The organism is Xanthomonas sp. SI (assembly GCF_014236855.1).
Taxonomy (GTDB): Bacteria; Pseudomonadota; Gammaproteobacteria; order Xanthomonadales; family Xanthomonadaceae; genus Xanthomonas_A.
On sequence record NZ_CP051261.1, the window covers coordinates 634,083 to 651,208 of the forward strand.

15 protein-coding genes are annotated in these 17,126 nt (G+C 68.4%); 12 read left to right on the top strand and 3 right to left on the bottom strand.

Translation table 11 applies throughout. From position 1 onward, the window contains the following. The first annotated feature begins 23 nt into the window (after window positions 1–23). The 6 genes from queF (at window position 24) to HEP75_RS02835 (ending at window position 7,472) form a co-directional block, all read left to right on the top strand. Window positions 24–842, top strand: a complete 819-nt coding sequence (gene queF, locus HEP75_RS02810; RefSeq protein ID WP_185825360.1) for an NADPH-dependent 7-cyano-7-deazaguanine reductase QueF — start codon at window positions 24–26, stop codon at window positions 840–842. Window positions 843–946: 104 nt separating this feature from the next. After that, window positions 947–1,240, top strand: a complete 294-nt coding sequence (locus HEP75_RS02815) for a LysM peptidoglycan-binding domain-containing protein (protein ID WP_047324480.1) — start codon at window positions 947–949, stop codon at window positions 1,238–1,240. Between the two features lie 58 nt (window positions 1,241–1,298). Beyond that, on the top strand, window positions 1,299–1,808 hold the full coding sequence (locus HEP75_RS02820) for a hypothetical protein (protein ID WP_185825361.1): 510 nt from the start codon (window positions 1,299–1,301) through the stop codon (window positions 1,806–1,808). Window positions 1,809–2,427: 619 nt separating this feature from the next. Continuing rightward, window positions 2,428–4,662: an NADP-dependent isocitrate dehydrogenase gene (locus tag HEP75_RS02825; RefSeq protein WP_185825362.1), complete on the top strand. Its 2,235-nt coding sequence runs from the start codon at window positions 2,428–2,430 to the stop codon at window positions 4,660–4,662. Between the two features lie 101 nt (window positions 4,663–4,763). After that, entirely contained in the window at window positions 4,764–6,506 is a 1,743-nt protein-coding gene (gene aceK / locus HEP75_RS02830; protein ID WP_185825363.1) for a bifunctional isocitrate dehydrogenase kinase/phosphatase, read from the top strand. Between the two features lie 72 nt (window positions 6,507–6,578). Next, window positions 6,579–7,472 carry an energy transducer TonB gene (locus tag HEP75_RS02835; RefSeq protein ID WP_185825364.1) on the top strand — a complete coding sequence of 298 codons (894 nt, stop codon included), beginning with the start codon at window positions 6,579–6,581 and terminating at the stop codon, window positions 7,470–7,472. Window positions 7,473–7,560: 88 nt separating this feature from the next. Here HEP75_RS02835 and rho read toward each other — a convergent pair whose 3' ends face one another. Next, window positions 7,561–9,399, bottom strand: a complete 1,839-nt coding sequence (rho, locus tag HEP75_RS02840; protein ID WP_185822046.1) for a transcription termination factor Rho — start codon at window positions 9,397–9,399, stop codon at window positions 7,561–7,563. A 238-nt stretch (window positions 9,400–9,637) separates the two neighbouring features. After that, window positions 9,638–9,979, bottom strand: coding sequence for a thioredoxin TrxA (trxA, locus tag HEP75_RS02845; protein ID WP_003465432.1), 342 nt, complete (start codon window positions 9,977–9,979; stop codon window positions 9,638–9,640). Between the two features lie 201 nt (window positions 9,980–10,180). On the opposite strand from trxA, the gene rhlB reads away from it, so the two are divergent. The 6 genes from rhlB to rpoH all read left to right on the top strand — a co-directional run bounded on the left by rhlB (window position 10,181) and on the right by rpoH (window position 16,361). After that, on the top strand, window positions 10,181–11,962 hold the full coding sequence (rhlB, locus tag HEP75_RS02850; RefSeq protein WP_185825365.1) for an ATP-dependent RNA helicase RhlB: 1,782 nt from the start codon (window positions 10,181–10,183) through the stop codon (window positions 11,960–11,962). Between the two features lie 73 nt (window positions 11,963–12,035). Then, the gene (ftsE, locus tag HEP75_RS02855) at window positions 12,036–12,722 is read left to right on the top strand and encodes a cell division ATP-binding protein FtsE (protein ID WP_047324490.1); all 687 of its coding nucleotides are present in this window, start codon (window positions 12,036–12,038) and stop codon (window positions 12,720–12,722) included. Next, window positions 12,719–13,666, top strand: coding sequence for a permease-like cell division protein FtsX (gene ftsX / locus HEP75_RS02860; protein WP_185825366.1), 948 nt, complete (start codon window positions 12,719–12,721; stop codon window positions 13,664–13,666). Before ftsE ends, ftsX begins: the two co-directional genes overlap by 4 nt. A gap of 7 nt (window positions 13,667–13,673) precedes the next feature. Continuing rightward, a complete protein-coding gene (locus tag HEP75_RS02865; protein ID WP_064542860.1) occupies window positions 13,674–14,516 on the top strand; it encodes a response regulator in 843 nt (280 codons plus the stop codon). Window positions 14,517–14,534: 18 nt separating this feature from the next. After that, window positions 14,535–15,263 (top strand): uracil-DNA glycosylase, encoded by a 729-nt coding sequence (ung, locus tag HEP75_RS02870; protein ID WP_185825367.1) that lies wholly within the window; start codon window positions 14,535–14,537, stop codon window positions 15,261–15,263. A 219-nt stretch (window positions 15,264–15,482) separates the two neighbouring features. Continuing rightward, the gene (rpoH, locus tag HEP75_RS02875; protein ID WP_003469114.1) at window positions 15,483–16,361 is read left to right on the top strand and encodes an RNA polymerase sigma factor RpoH; all 879 of its coding nucleotides are present in this window, start codon (window positions 15,483–15,485) and stop codon (window positions 16,359–16,361) included. A gap of 110 nt (window positions 16,362–16,471) precedes the next feature. Here the strand turns inward: rpoH and HEP75_RS02880 are convergent, their stop codons facing one another. Then, window positions 16,472–17,092 carry a trimeric intracellular cation channel family protein gene (locus HEP75_RS02880; protein WP_185825368.1) on the bottom strand — a complete coding sequence of 207 codons (621 nt, stop codon included), beginning with the start codon at window positions 17,090–17,092 and terminating at the stop codon, window positions 16,472–16,474. Between the last annotated feature and the right edge of the window lie 34 nt (window positions 17,093–17,126).

Genomic DNA, 17,126 nt, shown 5'->3' on the forward strand with positions numbered 1-17,126 from the left:
CCGCCCCCGCTAGACTGGCCGGCATGAACACCCCCCAGGATTCCAGTCTCGGCCGCGAGGTCGCGTATCCCTCGCAGTACGATCCCGCGCTGCTGTTCCCGATTCCCCGTGCCGGCGGCCGCGCCGAGATCGGCCTGGACACCGCGCCGCTGCCGTTCTTCGGCCTCGACCGCTGGCATGCCTACGAACTGGGCTGGCTGGACGCGCAGGGCAAGCCCTGCGTGGCCACCGCCACCTTGCAGGTGCCATGCACCTCGCCGCAGCTGATCGAATCCAAGTCGCTCAAGCTCTATCTCAACTCGCTCAACGCGATGCGCTTCAACAGCGCCGAAGCGGTGCGCGCCTGCATCGTCACCGACCTGTCGGCGCGCGCCGGCGCCGACGTGACCATGGAGTTCGGCCTGCCGCCGGTGGACCCGCTGGGCGAGGGCGAGTCGCTGGACGCGCTGGACATCGCCATCGACTGCTACGGACCGCCACGCCCGCAGTTCCTGCTCGCCGCGGCCGACGACATCGTCGAGGAAACGTTGAGCAGCGAACTGCTCAAGTCCAATTGCCCGGTCACCGGCCAGCCGGACTGGGCGACGCTGTGCGTGCGCTATCGCGGCGGCCGCATCGACCGCGAAGGCCTGCTGCGCTACCTGATCAGCTTCCGCGAGCATGCCGGCTTCCACGAGCAGTGCGTGGAACAGATCTTCCACGATCTGATGACGCGTTGCCGCCCGCAGTCGCTGCAGGTCGAGGCGCGCTACACCCGCCGTGGCGGCCTGGACATCAATCCCTGGCGGGCCACGCCCGACGTGGCCGAGCCGATCGCCTTCCACCGCGATCCGCGCCAGTAGCGCGCGGCTGAATCGGACCAACGCCATTCACGGCTGCGCGATCCGCTTTTAACAAATCCTGTGCAACCGTGGACGCATCCTATCCACGCACGGAGCCACACGCGATGAACAGCGACAAGCGCGCCGATTTTTCGGCAGTCACCGCCAAAGTGGATACCACTGCGGACATCACGCCGAAGGCGGATTTCTCCGCAGTGCAGGCGCACGTGGACACCACCGCCGAACAGGTGCAGCAGGTCTACGTGGTCAAGTCGGGCGATTCGCTATCCAAGATCGCCAAGCTGCACTACGGCGACGGCAACGCCTGGACCCGCATCTTCGAAGCCAACCGCGACGTGCTCGACGACCCGGACAAGATCTATCCGGGGCAGACGCTGAAGCTGCCCGCTCGCGCCTGACCCGCAGCGCACCGCAAATCGTGCGCGATCCATCATTCCATCCAAGGAGCACCACCTCATGAAGATCCATTCGAAGACATTGACCTCTCCGCTGCTGCTGGCGCTGGTCGGCACGCTGGCCCTGGCCGGTTGCAAGAAGCAGGAACAGAGCCAGACCGCCACGCCCGATCCGACCTCCTCCGCCCCGACCGAGGCGATGCCGGGTCCGGCAGAGACGGCGCCGGCCGCGGCTAATGCCGGCACGGTGACGGTCGCCTCGGTGACCGTGGGCAACACCGCTGGCGCCGACAAGACGGTGGCGCCGCTGACCACGCTGAGCAGCAAGGACACCATCATCGTCTCGGTGAAGACCGAGGGTTCCTCCACCAACACCAATATCGGCGCCAAGCTGCTGTTCCAGGACGGCCAGACCGCCGGCGAACAGAGCGCGACGCTGACCACGGCCGGTGCGGAAACCACCAATGTCTCCTTCACCAACGCCAAGGGCTGGCCGGCCGGCAAGTACAAGGCCGAGGTCACCGTGAACGGCCAGCCGGCCGGGACGGCGCAGGAATTCGAAGTCAAGTGATGCGCATCGCGTCCCGCTAAGAACACCGCAGTCACGGATCGCGCCAGCCGACTCTCTCCCGGCCGACGCGGCACGCTGGGCGCAGTCGTGAGACTGCGCCCTTTTTTTTTTATTGGCGAACTTGCACGCCGATGCACGCGAAGCACATATCGCGAATGGGTGCATCGCGCAGTGCCGCGCAAGCCGCGCCGAATGCGTCGGCGTCCACCATGCGCTTGCGCATGGCATCTCCGCGTCGCTCTACCGATGGCAGCGGCATACGCCGCAGCGACGCATGCTGCAGCGTGTTCCATACGCATGCGCAGGGAAAGCGCGCCGCCTTGTGCCGCAAGCGATGGCGAAATTTGTCCTGCGAGCCAACACAAGCCATTGCCGCTGCGCCATGCCGCGCACAGTGCCAGCGCATGCGTTGGTGCGGCGGCGGCGATCTCCACCGTTCCATGCAAACGCTTTCTCCGGCCCGCAGAAAACGCGACAATTGGCGGCCGTCTGCCATCGCCGTCGCAGGATTTCCCTGCGTCGCAAGCGCTGCACTCCGCACGCCGTCCGCGCCGTGCCACCGGCAGTCTTGTTCGCGGCAACGTGTCCTTCCCGAATCGCAAGAGAGCCTACGTCACTCATGTCGAATACGCCCAAGATCCTGTACACGCTCACCGACGAAGCCCCGTACCTGGCGACGCAGTCGCTGTTGCCGATCGTCGCCGCCTTCGCCGGCACCGCCGGCATCGCCGTGGAAACCCGCGACATCTCGCTGGCCGGCCGCTTGATCTCGCAGTTCCCCGAATACCTGCGCGAGGATCAGCGCATCGCCGACGACCTGGCCGAGTTGGGCCAGCTGGCGACCACGCCGGAAGCCAACATCATCAAGCTGCCCAACATCAGCGCCTCGGTGCCGCAGCTCAAGGCCGCGATCAAGGAACTGCAGCAGCAGGGCTACGCGCTGCCGGACTACCTGGACGAGCCGCAGGACGACAAGCAGAAAGAGGCCAAGGCGCGCTACGACCGGGTCAAGGGCAGTGCGGTCAATCCGGTGCTGCGCGAGGGCAATTCCGATCGCCGCGCGCCGCTGTCGGTGAAGAACTACGCGCGCAAGCATCCGCACCGCATGGGCGCGTGGAGCGCCGATTCCAAATCGCATGTGGCGCATATGGACGCCGGCGATTTCTACGGCAGCGAGCGCTCGGCGCTGATCGCGCAGGCCGGCAGCGTCAGGATCGAACTGGTCGGCAAGGACGGCACGGTCAGCGTGCTGAAGGAAAAGACTGCGGTGCAGGCCAGCGAGATCATCGATGCGGCGGTGATGAGCAAGCGCGCGCTGGCCAGCTTCGTGCAGGCGCAGATCGCCGACGCCAAGCAGCAGGGCGTGCTGTTCTCGCTGCACCTGAAGGCGACGATGATGAAGGTCTCCGACCCGATCATGTTCGGCGTGGTGGTCGGCGCGTTCTACCAGGACGTGCTGGACAAGCACGCCGAGGCGCTGAAGCAGGTCGGCTTCGATCCGAACAACGGCATCGGCGACCTGTACGCGCGCATCGCCACCCTGCCGGACGCGCAGCGCACGCAGATCGAAGCCGATCTGCAGGCGGGGTACGCGCAGCGCCCGGCGCTGGCGATGGTCAATTCCGACAAGGGCATCACCAACCTGCACGTGCCCAGCGACGTGATCGTCGATGCGTCGATGCCGGCGATGATCCGCGACTCGGGCAAGATGTGGAACGCCGAGGGCAAGCTGCAGGACACCAAGGCGCTGATCCCGGACCGCTGCTACGCCGGCGTGTACCAGGCGGTGATCGAGGACTGCAAGCGAAATGGCGCGTTCGACCCGGCGACGATGGGCAGCGTGCCCAACGTCGGCCTGATGGCGCAGAAGGCCGAGGAATACGGTTCGCACGACAAGACCTTCCAGATCGCCGCTGACGGCACGGTGCGGGTCAGCGACAGCGACGGCAACGTGCTGCTGGAGCATGCGGTCGAAGCCGGCGACATCTGGCGCATGTGCCAGGTCAAGGACGCGCCGATCCAGGACTGGGTCAAGCTGGCGGTCAGCCGCGCGCGCCTGAGCGGCACCCCGGCGGTGTTCTGGCTGGACCCGCAGCGTGCGCACGATGCGCTGATGATCCAGAAGGTGGAGCGCTACCTGCAGGACCACGACACCAAGGGTCTGGACATCCGCATCCTGCCGCCGGTGGAAGCGACCGCGTTCTCGCTGCAGCGTATCCGCAAGGGCGAGGACACCATCTCGGTCACCGGCAACGTGCTGCGCGACTACCTCACCGACCTGTTCCCGATCATGGAGCTGGGCACCAGCGCCAAGATGCTGTCGGTCGTGCCGCTGATGGCCGGCGGCGGCCTGTTCGAGACCGGCGCCGGCGGTTCGGCGCCCAAGCACGTGCAGCAGTTCGTCGAAGAGAACTACCTGCGCTGGGATTCGCTGGGCGAGTTCCTGGCCCTGGCCGCGTCGCTGGAGCATCTGGGCCAGCGCCACCAGAACGCGACGATCGGCGTGCTGGCCAAGACCCTGGACCAGGCCAACGGCCAGTTCCTGGATAACGACAAGTCGCCCTCGCGCAAGGTCGGCGAGCTCGACAACCGCGGCAGCCATTTCTACCTGGCCCTGTACTGGGCGCAGGCGCTGGCCGCGCAGGACGAGGACGCGGCGCTGAAGGCGCGCTTCGCGCCGCTGGCCAAGCAGCTGGCCGAGCACGAGGCGGCCATCGTCGCCGAGCTCAATGGCGTGCAGGGCAAGCCGGTCGACATCCAGGGCTACTACCGCCCGAACCTGGAGCGGGTCAGCCAGGCGATGCGGCCGAGCGCGACGTTCAACGCCGCGCTGGCGACGCTGACGGCGCAATAAGCGCCGCTGTCGTTCGCTGTTGTATGAGCCCGGCCGACGCACGCGCGTCGGCCGGGCTTTTTTTGCGTTAACGCCGCCGCGCCCGCAGGTAGACTGCGGCCATGACCGACACGCCCGCTCCGCCCGTGCCCGCCGAACCCCGCGCCGACGCCGTGGCGCGCAGCATCCGCGACGCGTTCGAGGACTACCACGCGCGCTTCGCGCAGATCAGCCGCCGCGCCCGCCGCCGCTTCGAGACCCGCGACTGGAACGCCGCGCGCAACGACGCGGTCGAGCGCATCGCGCTGTACGACCAGTGCATCGGCGAGTGCATGCTGCGCCTGCGCGCGCTGCTGCTCGGCCAGGCCCACGACCGCACGCTGTGGGCGCAGGTCCGCGACAGCTTTGCTGCGCAACTGCACGGGCTGATCGACCAGGAGCTGTACAAGACCTTCTACAACACGCTGACCCGGCGCTTCTTCCGTACCCAGGGCGTGGATACGCGGATCGAGTTCGTGGCATTGGACATCGAGCCGACCGACGCGATCACCCATCCGGTGGCACGGCACAACTACGTGGTCTCCGAGACGCGGCCGGTGGATGCGTTCGTGCGCGTGCTCGGCGACTACCCGTTCGACGTGCCGTACGCGCATCGCACGCGCTGCGCCGCGGCCATCGCGGTGCGCCTGCAGGACGACCTGACGCACTGGGGCGAACATCCGGTACGCGGCATCGAATTGCTGGAGACGGTGTTCTACCGAGAGCGCCGCGCCTACCTAGTCGGCCGCGTGTTCGGCGAGCACCGTTTCTCGCCCTGCGTGATCGCGCTGGTCAACGATGCCGACGGCCTGCGCGCCGAAGCGGTGCTGACCAAGCGCAACGACGTGGCGCAGCTGTTCGGCATCTCGCGCAGCTACTTCCAGGCCGACCTGGCCACCGTCGGCGACGCGGTGGTATTCCTGCGCAGCCTGCTGCCGCACAAGCCGATCGACGAGCTGTACACCATGCTCGGCCGCGCCAAGCAGGGCAAGACCGAGCGCTTCCGCACCTTCTTCCGCCATTTCCAGGCCCAGCCCAACGAGCAGCTGGTGCACGCCGACGGCACCCCGGGCATGGTCATGGCGGTGTTCACCCTGCCCAGCTACCCGCTGGTGTTCAAGCTGATCCGCGACCGCTTCGCCTATCCGAAGACGATGAGCCGCGAACAGGTCGAGGACAAGTACGCGCTGGTGTTCAACCTGGACCGGGTCGGTCGCCTGCTCGACGCGCAGCCCTACCGCTCACTGCGTTTCCCGCGCGCGCGCTTCGCGCCAGCGCTGCTCGCCGAACTGCTGCAGGGCTGCGCGCGCAGCCTGCGCGAGGACGGCGACGACCTGATCTTCGAGCTGTGCTACGTGCAGCGGCGGCTGCGCCCGCTGAACCTGTACCTGCGCGAGCAGAGCGCCGAGGCGGCGCGCGAGGCGGCGCTGGACTACGCGCAGGCGATCAAGGACATGGCGCGCAACAACATCTTCCCCGGCGACATGCTGCTGAAGAACTTCGGCGTGTCGCGGCAGGGGCGCGCGGTGTTCTACGACTACGACGAGCTGTGCCTGGTCACCGACTGCACCTTCCGCGACTGGCCGCAGCCGCGCAACGACGAGGAAGCCATGTCCGCCGAACCCTGGTTCCACGTCGCCGCGCGCGACGTGTTCCCGGAGCGCTTCGCGCTGTTCATGGGCTTGCCGGCCGCCTCGCTGGAGGCGGTCAAGCGCGCGCATGGCGAACTGTTCGACCCGCAATGGTGGCGCGAGTTGCAGGCGCGGCTGCGCGAGGACGACTACCCGGACGCGCCGCCGTACCCGGAGTCGCTGCGCCTGGCCTAACCTGCCGGCCTGACTTGTCTGCGTAAGCCGGCTGCGTTGTAATCGGCGTCTCATCCATGCAAGGACGGCGCGATGCACCGCAATTCAAATATCTCGATGTGGCGTTGGGGCGGTCTGCTGTTGGCGTTGCTCGCCGCCACCGCGTTCGCCACCGGCGCCGGGCCGGGCGCGGTGCGCAAGCAGGTCGAAAACAGCCTGCTGGTGACCGGCAAGATCGACATCGAGCCCGACGGCGCGGTCTCGGCGCTGGCGATCGATCGGGAAGACAAGCTGCCCGAGGGCGTGATCCGCTTCGTGCGCGATTCGGTGAAGCAGTGGAAATTCGAACCGGCGCTGCGCAACGGCAGGCCGGTGGCGGCGCGCGCGCCGATGACGCTGCGCATCGTGGCCAAGCGCCAGGAGGGCGACAGCTATCAGGTGGAGATCCGCCATGCCAGCTTCGCCACCTACGATCCCAAGGATCCGCGCGCGGTGACGTCGCTGAAGATGGCGCCGCCGTCCTATCCGGAAGCGGCGTACCGGGTCGGCGCGTCGGGCTCGGCGTACCTGGTGCTCAAGGTGGCGCGCGACGGCAGCGTCGCCGATGCCGCGGTCGAGCAGGTCAACCTGCGCATCGTCGGCTCGGAGAGCGAGATGAAGAAGCTGCGCGAGATTTTCGCCAAGAGCGCACTGGCGGCGGCGCGCAAGTGGACGTTCCGCCCGCCGACCGAAGGCGAAGACGTGTCGGCGCCGTACTGGCAGGTGCGCGTTCCGGTCGACTATTCGCTGCGCGACCAGCCCAACGAAGGCTCGGACAGCAGCTACGGGCACTGGATCAGCTATGTCCCCGGTCCGCGCGCGCGGGCGCCCTGGGACACCGGCAAGGACGCATCGGGCTTCTCGCCCGACACGCTGCCGGCCGGCGGCGTGTACATGGTCGACAGCAACGGCCCGCACCTGCTGACGCCGCTGCAGCATGGCGGTTGAGCGCGGCCAGCCCGTCTCGGTTTGCGTTGCAAAAAAAAACGCCCCGTGAAACGGGGCGTTTTCTTGTTCGGCTTGCCGCTGCGTCGACTCAGCGCTTCATCGAACCGAAGAACTCGTCGTTGGACTTGGTGTTCTTCATCTTGTCCAGCAGGAACTCCATCGCCGCGATCTCGTCCATCGGATGCAGCAGCTTGCGCAGGATCCAGATCTTCTGCAGCAGCTCCGGCTCGATCAGCAGGTCTTCGCGACGGGTACCGGAACGGTTGATGTCGATCGCCGGGTACACGCGCTTCTCGGCGATACGGCGGTTCAGGTGCACTTCGCTGTTGCCGGTGCCCTTGAACTCTTCGTAGATCACCTCGTCCATCTTGCTGCCGGTTTCCACCAGCGCCGTGGCGATGATGGTCAGCGAGCCGCCTTCCTCGACGTTACGCGCCGCGCCGAAGAAACGCTTCGGGCGGTGCAGTGCATTGGCGTCGACGCCGCCGCTGAGCACCTTGCCGGAGGACGGCACCACGTTGTTGTAGGCGCGGGCCAGGCGGGTGATCGAGTCGAGCAGGATCACCACGTCCTTCTTGTGCTCGACCAGGCGCTTGGCGCGCTCGATCACCATCTCGGCGACCTGCACGTGGCGCGCGGCCGGCTCGTCGAAGGTGGAGGAGATGACCTCGCCGCGCACGGTGCGCTGCATTTCGGTCACTTCTTCCGGCCGCTCGTCGATCAGCAGCACGATCATGTGCACGTCGGGATGGTTGGTGGTGATCGCCGTGGCCACCTGCTGCATCAGCATGGTCTTGCCGGCCTTGGGCGGGGACACGATCAGCGCGCGCTGGCCCTTGCCCTGCGGCGCCATCAGATCGAGGATGCGCCCGGAGATGTCTTCCGAGGAACCGTTGCCGCGCTCCAGGGTGAAGCGCTTGCGCGGGAACAGCGCGGTCAGGTTCTCGAACAGCACCTTGTTCTTGCTCGCTTCCAGCGGCTCGCCGTTGATCGTGTCGACGATCGACAGCGCGAAGTAGCGTTCGCCGTCCTTCGGGAAGCGGATGCGGCCGGACAGGTGGTCGCCGGTGCGCAGGTTGAAGCGGCGGATCTGGCTGGGCGAGATGTAGGTGTCGTCCGGGCCGGCCAGGTAGCTGGCCTCGGCCGCGCGCAGGAAGCCGAAGCCGTCCGGCAGGATTTCCAGCACGCCGTCGGCGGCGACGCCTTCGCCGTGGCGGGTCAGCACCTTCAGCAGCGCGAAGATCACGTCCTGCTTGCGCGCGCGGGCCACGCCGTCCTGGATGTTGAGCTGCTCGGCGATGTCCAGCAGCTTCTGCGCCGGCATCCGCTTCAGGTCGCTCAGCGAGTAGATCGGGAAACCTTCCGGCACGTTGGCGTGCGGGCGCGGCACGAACACTTCGTTGGCGCCGGTGTCGTTGGGCAGGCCGTTGTCCGGGAAGCGACCGCCGCCGCCGCCACCACCACCGCCTCCACCGCCGCCACGATCGCGATCGCGGCGATTGCGGAAGCGGTCGCGACGATTGCCCTGCTGGTTGTTCTGGTTGTTCTGGTTCTGCGGATTCTGGTTGTTGAAGCGCGGGTTGCCGCCTTCGCGCGGCTCGCCGCCGTCGTTCTGGTTGCCGCCGCCCTGGCCCTGGGCATCGCCGCCGGAGGCGGGAGCGGGCTGGGACTGGGGCTGCTGCGACGGCGCCTGCGCGTGTTCCTGCGGCGCGGCGCGCTCCTGGCGTTCCTGGCGTTCTTGCGGCGCCGGACGCGGCGCGTCGGACTGGGCCGGCGCCTGGTTCAGCGGCAGGTTCGGCTGCGCCGGTGCGCCGTGCTCGGCTCCGCCGTCAGCGCCGGCGACGGCCTTGCTGACACGGGGCTTGCGCGCGCGCTTTTCGGCGGGGGCGTCGACGCTCCCGGGTTCGGTGGTGGTGTTATCGGACAAGTGGTGATTCCTCGCTATGAGTGCGAGCGCCCAGCGTGGGGGCAAACGGGTTGGGAAGGGGTCTAGAAGAGAATCTTCCAGAGGGGGTGCGGTGCGCGAATGCCACCGGATGCGCCGACACTATCATCGCCGCGCAACCACGGCAAGCAGGCGTTACCGGGCGATTCAGCCGGCCGGCAGCGACGCTGCAGGCCGGTACAACGGCGGCCGCTCCGCTCCGGAACGGCCGGCGACAGACTCAGGCCGCGGCGCCGCCCAGGGTCTTGTCGATCATCTGGGTCAGCTGGCCCTTGCCGACCGCGCCGATCTGGGTGGCCTGGACCTTGCCATCCTTGAACAGCAGCAGCATCGGGATCGAGCGCACGTGGTACTTGATCGCGGTGGCGCGGTTCTCGTCCACGTTGACCTTGGCCACCTTGAGCTTGCCGTCGTAGGTGTCGGCCAGGTCGTCCAGCACCGGGGCGATCATCTTGCACGGACCGCACCACTCCGCCCAGAAGTCCACCAGGACCGGCTCGCCGGATTGCAGCACGGCGGTATCGAAATCGGCGTCGCCGACGTGTAGGACCTTATCGCTCACTAGGGGTATCTCCTGGGCCAATGCGACTGGCCGGACCGGGTGGCCGCCGCATTGCGGTAAACTGGGGCATTGCGCGGCGAAATCAAGGGATTCCCCCTGTCGCGCGACCCGGCATGGAAGTAGCCAGTGTGCGACGCTGCCGGGGCCGATGCAAGCCGCGACCTTACGCTTCGGGCGGGGTGGCCTGACGAAGATGGAATGATGAGCGACAAACCGCTGACCGATGTGACTTTTTCCGCGTTCGAGCTGCAACCGGCGCTGCTGGCCGGCCTCGAAGGCGCCGGCTTCACCCGTTGCACGCCGATCCAGGCGCTGACCCTGCCGGTGGCCCTGCCGGGCCGCGACGTGGCCGGCCAGGCCCAGACCGGTACCGGCAAGACCCTGGCGTTCCTGGTGACGGTGATGAACCGCCTGCTCAGCCGCCCGGCGCTGGCCGACCGCAAACCCGAGGATCCGCGCGCGCTGATCCTGGCCCCGACCCGCGAACTGGCGATCCAGATCCACAAGGATGCAGTGAAGTTCGGCGCCGACCTGGGCCTGCGCTTCGCGCTGGTCTACGGCGGGGTGGACTACGACAAGCAGCGCGAGCTGCTGCAGCAGGGCGTGGACGTGATCATCGCCACCCCGGGGCGGCTGATCGACTACGTCAAGCAGCATAAAGTGGTGTCGCTGCACGCCTGCGAGATCTGCGTGCTCGACGAAGCCGACCGCATGTTCGACCTGGGCTTCATCAAGGACATCCGCTTCCTGCTGCGGCGCATGCCCGAGCGCGGCACTCGGCAGACGCTGCTGTTCTCGGCCACGCTCAGCCACCGCGTGCTGGAGCTGGCCTACGAGCACATGAACGAGCCGGAAAAGCTCGTGGTCGAGACCGAGAGCATCACCGCCGCGCGCGTGCGCCAGCGCATCTACTTCCCCTCCGACGAGGAGAAGCTGACCCTGCTGCTGGGCCTGCTGTCGCGCAGCGAGGGCGCGCGCACCATGGTGTTCGTCAACACCAAGGCCTTCGTCGAGCGCGTGGCGCGTTCGCTGGAGCGCAACGGCTACCGGGTCGGCGTGCTGTCCGGCGACGTGCCGCAGAAGAAGCGCGAGACCCTGCTCAACCGCTTCCAGAAGGGCCAGTTGGAGATCCTGGTCGCCACCGACGTGGCCGCGCGCGGCCTGCACATCGATGGCGTCAAGTACGTCTACAACTACGACCTGCCGTTCGACGCCGAGGACTACGTGCACCGCATCGGCCGCACCGCGCGGCTGGGCGAGGAAGGCGACGCGATCAGCTTCGCCTGCGAGCGCTATGCGATGAGCCTGCCGGACATCGAGGCCTACATCGAGCAGAAGATCCCGGTCGAGCCGGTCACCGCCGAACTGCTGGTGGCGATGCCGCGCACCCCGCGCGCGGTGGTCGAGGGCGAAGCGGTCGAGGTCGACGCGGATGCCGACGAGAGCATCGGCGACATCTTCCGCGAGGCGCGTGCGCAGCGCGAGGCCGACGAGCAGCGGCGCGGCGGCAGCAGCCGCGGCAAGCCCGGCGGCGGCCGCAGCGGTCCTGGCGGCGGCGCTGGCCGCAGTGGCGAAGCGCGCGGTGCCGATGGCAAGCCGCGACGTCCGCGTACTCCGCGCCCGGCCGAGGGCGATGCCGCGGCGACGGCGGTCACGGCGGCGGCACCCGTCGCTGCCGCTGCCGAAACCGTCGCGGCTCCGGTCGCCGCACCAGCGCCGAAGCCGGTGCGCGCGGCTGCCGAGGGCGCAGCCGCCGTCGATGGCGAGCGTCCGCCGCGCAAGCGCCGGCGCCGCCGTGGCGGCCGTCCGCTCGAAGGTGCCGAAGGCGCGGCAGCGTCGGTGTCGACCGACGCGCCGGCCAAGCCGGTGCAGGTCAGGGCCGCGCGCCAGGGCGAGCGCGCCGCGGCGCCGGCCGCCGCGGCCAACGATTCGTTCCTGACCCGCCTCGGCCGCAAGCTGCGTTCGCTGGTCTCCAGCTCCTGATGAACCGGTCCTCCACCGTTCGCGGCGCGCGCACGGTGGACGAAAACCCGGGCCGCTCCGGCATAATCGCCGGATGAGCGTTCTGCGGTTCGACAATGTCAGCAAACAGTACGCCGGTGGCCACGAGGCGCTGGTGGACGTCAGCTTCCAGGTGGAGGAGGGCGAGATGCTGTTCGTCACCGGCCATTCCGGGGCGGGCAAGAGCACCTTGCTCAAGTTGATCCATCTCAGCGAGCGTCCGTCGCGCGGTGCGGTACTGTTCGGCGAGCGCAACCTGCTGAAGGTGCGCGGGCGGCGCGTGCCGCTGCACCGGCGCGAGGTCGGCGTCGTGTACCAGGACCACCGCCTGCTGATGGACCGCAGCATCGCCGAGAACGTGGCGCTGCCGCTGATCCTGCGCGGCACCCGCCGCGCCGAGATCGGCAAGCGCGTGCGCTCGGTACTGGAACGGATGGGCCTGGGCCATCGCGAGAAGGCGCTGCCGTCGCAGCTGTCGGCCGGCGAGCAGCAACGCGTGGGCATCGCCCGGGCGATGGTCGCCGAGCCGCGGCTGCTGGTCGCCGACGAGCCGACCGGCAACCTCGACCCGACCCTGGCCGCCGAGATCATGCAGCTGTTCGCCGAATTGCCGGCGCGCGGCACCAGCGTGCTGGTGGTCAGCCACGACCTGGCGCTGCTCAAGCAGATGCGCAAGCGCGTGCTGATCCTGGACCACGGCCGCCTGGCCGACGACATCTCCCCGCAGGACCTGGCCGAATGAGCGCACGCAATGCCGCCGGCACCGCCGCGCCCTCGCGCCTGGGCGTGTGGTGGGACCACCACCTGCACAGCATCGTCTACAGCCTCGGCCGGGCCATGCGCAAGCCGTGGGCGACGTTGCTGACGATGGCGGTGATGGCCCTGGCCCTGGCGTTGCCGCTGGGGCTGTCGATCGCGCTGGACAACCTCAAGCAGTTCGCCGGCAGCGTGCAACAGTCGCGCGACATCAATGTGTTCCTGAAGACCGACATCGATGCCGCCGCCGCCAATGCGCTGGCGACGAGCCTGCGCGGCCGCGCCGACGTCGCCGCGGTGGCGCTGCGCACTCCGGAGCAGGGCATGGCCGAGCTGCGCGACAGCGCCGGGCTCGGCGAGGCGCTGGACGCGCTCGACGACAACCCGCTGCCGACGCTGCTGATCGTCACCCCGGCCGCGGCCGACGACGCGCAGCTGGCGGCCTCGCTGAGCGCGCTGCCGCAGGCCGATCTGGTGCAGCACGACGCGCTGTGGCGCAAGCGCCTGGACGGCTGGCTGCGCTTCGGCGAGCGCCTGGTGCAGGTGCTGTCGGTACTGCTCGGCGCCGGCGCGGCGCTGGTGGTCGGCAACACCGTGCGCCTGGACATCCAGTCGCGGCGCGAGGAAATCGGCGTGCTGCAGTTGCTCGGCGCCAGCGACGGCTTCATCCGCCGTCCGTTCCTGTACCTGGGCGCCTGGTACGGCTTCGGCGCCGGAGTACTGGCGCTGGGCCTGATCGCCACCTCCGGGCTGGCGCTAGGGCCGCCGCTGGCGGAACTGGCCGACAGCTACGGCAGCCATTTCGCGCTGCACGGGCTGGACGCCTTGCATTCGGCATTCGTGTTGCTCGGCACCCTGTTGCTGGGCTGGCTCGGCGCCTGGCTGGTGACCGGCCACTTCCTGCGCCAGACGCGTCCCACCGACACCTGAGGCGCGCATGTCCCGGCACGAGCTCAAGCACCTGATCAGCGACGCCCCGCGGGTGATGGTCGTGGACGGCTCCAAGCTGGTGCGCAAGCTGATCGCCGATGTGCTGCACCGCGAACTGCCGGACGTGGAAGTGGTCGGCTGCGCCAGCATCGCCGAGGCGCGCGCCGCGCTGGAGGCCGGCCCGGTGAATCTGGTCACCACCTCGCTGGCGCTGCCCGACGGCGACGGCCTGGCACTGGCGCGCAGCGTGCGCGAGGCCGCCGGCCAGGCCTACGTGCCGGTGATCGTGGTCTCAGGCGATGCGCAGCAGCATCTGGTCGAGCGCCGCTTCACCGAATACGTCACCGACTATTTCGACAAGGCGCTGGGCCACGAGGCGCTGGCGACCTTCATCCGCGGCTACGTGCAACCGCAGCCGGTGGTCGGCGCCACCATCCTCTACGTCGAGGACAGCCGGGTGGTGGCCGAGGCGACCAAGCGCATGCTCGAGCGCCAGGAACTGCACGTGGTGCACGTGCTGACCGCCGAAGACGCGTTCGCGCTGCTCACCGCCGAATCGCTGGGCCGCACCACCCGCCGCATCGACCTGGTGCTGACCGACGTCACCCTGAAGGGCGAACTCAACGGCCGCGACGTGGTGCAGCGCATCCGTATCGACTTCGCCTACGGCAAGCGGCGCATGCCGGTGCTGGTGATGACCGGCGACAGCAATCCGCACAACCAGTCCGAGCTATTGCGCGCCGGCGCCAACGACCTGGTGCAGAAGCCGATCGAGGAGCGCCTGCTGGTCACCAAGGTGCTGTTCCAGCTGCGCCTGGCCAAGCTCAGCGACAATGCCGTGACCTTTTGACCGATCTGCCGAACCTGCATGAGTAGCGAAGACGACACCCGGATCCAGCTCGAACCCTCATGGAAGGCGAAGGTCGGCGACTGGCTGCTGCGCCCGGAGATGCGCGAACTGGCCGCGTTCCTGCGCCAGCGCAAGGCCGCCGGCGCACACGTGTTCCCGCCGGGGCGGCAGATCTTCGCCGCGTTCGACGCGACCCCGTTCGACCAGGTCGAGGTGGTGATCCTCGGCCAGGATCCGTACCACGGCTACGGCCAGGCGCATGGGCTGTGCTTCTCGGTGCTGCCCGGGGTGCCGGTACCGCCGTCGCTGCTGAACATCTACAAGGAGATCGAGGACGACCTGGGCATCCGCCGTCCCGATCACGGCTGCCTGCTGCCGTGGGCGCAGCGCGGCGTGCTGCTGCTCAACGCGGTGCTGACGGTGGAGGAAGGCCGCGCCGGCGCGCACCAGGGCAAGGGCTGGGAGGGCTTCACCGACCATGTGGTGGAGACCTTGAACCGCGAGCGCGAAGGCCTGGTGTTCCTGCTGTGGGGCAGCTATGCCCAGGCCAAGGGCAAGGTCATCGACACCCGCCGCCACCGCGTGCTGAAGGCGCCGCATCCCTCGCCGCTGTCGGCGCACCGCGGCTTCCTCGGCTGCAAGCACTTCTCCGCGGCCAACGAGTACCTGCACCGCCGCGGCGCCACGCCGATCGACTGGAGCCTGCCGTCACGCGCGGCGCTGGACGCAGCCTTGGCCGGCGGCTGAACCGCGGTTCGACGGCGTCGCCCAGGGCTCGCCGCGTCTACGCAAATTTCGCAGGACCGGTGCTAGTTTTGGCGCTCGTAACCGGTTGCGACTGCATTTCCTATCGTTCCAGCGGCTTCCGTCACAGTCCGTTTCCTGATTCGAATGTTCCATAAACAGAACGCAGGAACTTTTTACTGTACCCAGCAGTCTAGTTAGTTGACTGCTAAGATGAGCCCCATGAGCCAGACCATACCTGCCACCGCGCTGGTGGCCAACAACCTCCCGATCCCCAGTCCGCTCGGTTCGCTGGATGCCTACATCGGCGCCGTGCACCAGATCCCGGTGCTGACGTCCGAAGAGGAACGCGCGCTGGCGGTGCGCTACCGCGACCAGGAAGACCTGGATGCGGCACGCGAACTGGTCCATTCCCATCTGCGCTTCGTGGTCCACGTGGCCCGCGGCTACAACGGCTACGGCCTGCCGCTGGGCGACCTGATCCAGGAAGGCAACATCGGCCTGATGAAGGCGGTCAAGCGCTTCGACCCGGAAATGGGCGTGCGCCTGGTCAGCTTCGCGGTGCACTGGATCCGTGCCGAGATGCACGAGTACATCCTGAAGAACTGGCGCATCGTCAAGGTCGCCACGACCAAGGCGCAGCGCAAGCTGTTCTTCAACCTGCGCAAGTCCAAGACCCGCCTGGGCTGGATGAACGCGGCGGAAGTGACCGCGGTCGCCAAGGACCTCAACGTGTCCGAGCGCGAGGTGCTGGAGATGGAGTCGCGCCTGTCCGGCCGCGACATCGGCTTCGACGCGCCGTCCGACGACGATGACGACCACGCGCCGCCGTCGCCGGCCGCTTATCTGATGGCCGCCGAGGAAGATCCCTCGCAGGCCTACGAGCGTGCCGACAGCGAGGACAACCAACTGCAGCTGCTGCGCGAAGGCCTGGCGGAACTGGATGCGCGTTCGCGCGACATCATCAAGCGGCGCTGGCTGGATGCCGACAGCAAGATCACGCTGCAGGAGTTGGCCGACGAGTACGGCGTGTCCGCCGAGCGCATCCGCCAGATCGAAGCCAACGCGCTGAAGAAGATGAAGGCGTTGTTCGTGGCGTAAGTGTCGCCCAGTTGCGGATGATCGATCCGCCAAGCAAAAAGGCCCGGTTTCCGGGCCTTTTTCGTTGCGCCAAGGCGCGTGGAAACCAGCATGCCGACCCGCGTTGCGGGTCACGGCTCCGGCGGCGGCCGCGCCACCGGCAGGTGCCAGCCGTAACGGATCGCCATGAAGCGCAGGCCGAAGCATAGCGTGGCGCCGATCGCCAATCCCCAGGGCTGCGGCAGATGCATGACGTGCGCCGCGGCGACCACGCCGCCGCCGAGCAAGGCCGCCACCGCGTACAGCTCGGCCTGCAGCACCACCGGCGTGCGCGCCACCAGCAGGTCGCGGACGATGCCGCCGCCGATGCCGCTGAGCATGCCGAGCAGGGTCGCGCTGAGCGGACCCAGGCCGAACGCCAGCGCCTTGCTGGTGCCGTACACCGCGAACAGCGCCAGGCCGAGCGCGTCGAAGAGTTGCACCGGGTTGCGCAGGCGCTCGACCGTGTTGTGGCTGTAGAAGGTCAGCAGCCCGGCCAGGCAGGCGACGCCGAGATAGCGCGCATCGCCGAGCGCGGCCGGCGGGGTGGCGCCGATCAGCACGTCGCGGACGATGCCGCCCGACACCGCGGCCGCGCACGACAGCACCAGCACGCCGAACAGGTCCAGGCGGTGGCGCACGCCGACGGTGGCGCCGCTGATCGCGAACACGAAGGTGCCGAGCAGGTCGAGCAGGAACAGGAAGGTCGCCAAGGCGGCACTGCGCAGCGGCAAAGGGCGGCTAGGA